The sequence below is a fragment of the Mesorhizobium sp. M2A.F.Ca.ET.067.02.1.1 genome (genome assembly GCF_004023285.1).
Classification (GTDB): Bacteria; Pseudomonadota; Alphaproteobacteria; order Rhizobiales; family Rhizobiaceae; genus Mesorhizobium.
In genome coordinates this window covers 1-1,122 of the sequence record NZ_RZSB01001177.1, presented here as the reverse complement: position 1 = coordinate 1,122, position 1,122 = coordinate 1, and the positions used below count along the sequence as shown (strand labels likewise).

At 66.0% G+C, this 1,122-nt stretch carries 1 protein-coding gene; it reads right to left on the bottom strand.

What is annotated here, in order from left to right; genetic code table 11:
• Nucleotides 1-173: 173 nt before the first annotated feature.
• Nucleotides 174-1,122, bottom strand: a 949-nt coding sequence (locus EOA28_RS36530; RefSeq protein WP_128315879.1) for an aspartate-semialdehyde dehydrogenase, incomplete at its 5' end; no start/stop codon positions are given.

The window sequence follows — 1,122 nt, the reverse complement described above, 5'->3', positions numbered from 1 at the left end:
TCGCTCACGGGCCGTATCGCCGCTGCCGCGGAGGGCCCGCCGCGGCAGCGGCGATACGGCCCGTGAGCGAAACAAACTACCGAAGGCCGAGCCCGCGACTGCGGGCCGCCGGTCGTCCGGCGCCCCCGCGGAGGGCCCGCCGCGGCAGCGGCGATACGGCCCGTGAGCGAGAACTACGCCGCCTTCTTCTTCGGCTGGATCAGGCCGCGCTCGACCAGCAGCTCGGCGATCTGCACGGCGTTGAGCGCCGCGCCCTTGCGCAGATTGTCGGAGACGACCCACATCGACAGGCCGTTGTCGATGGTCGAATCCTCGCGGATGCGCGAGATGAAGGTGGCGTCCTCGCCGGCCGATTCCAGCGGCGTGATGTAGCCGCCGTTCTCGCGCTTATCGAGCACCTGGCATCCCGGCGCTTCGCGCAGGATCTCGCGCGCCTCGTCCGCCGTGATCGGCTTCTCGAACTCGATGTTGACCGCTTCCGAATGGCCGATGAAGACCGGCACGCGCACGCAGGTCGCCGTCAGCTTAATCTTGGGGTCGAGCATCTTCTTGGTCTCGGCCACCATCTTCCACTCTTCCTTGGTGGAGCCGTCATCGAGGAAAACGTCGATATGCGGGATGACGTTGAAGGCAATGCGCTTGGTGAACTTCTTGACGTCGACCAGGTCGGCGACGAACACCGCGCGGGTCTGCGTGAACAGCTCGTCCATGCCTTCCTTGCCGGCGCCCGACACCGACTGGTAGGTGGCGACGACGACGCGCTTGATGGTGGCGACGTCATGCAGCGGCTTCAGCGCGACGACCAGCTGCGCCGTCGAGCAGTTCGGATTGGCGATGATGTTCTTGCGCGAGAACAGCGAGACCGCGTCCGGGTTCACCTCCGGCACGATCAGCGGCACGTCCGGGTCATAGCGGAAGGCCGACGAATTATCGATGACGACGCAGCCCTGCTTGCCGATCTTGGGAGACCATTCCTTGGAGACGTTGCCGCCGGCCGACATGACGCAGAGGTCGGTGTCGGAAAAATCGTAGGTGTCGAGCGCCTTGACCTTCAGCGTGCGGTCGCCGAAGGACACTTCGGTGCCCTGGCTGCGCCGCGACGCCAGCGCCACCACTTCGCTC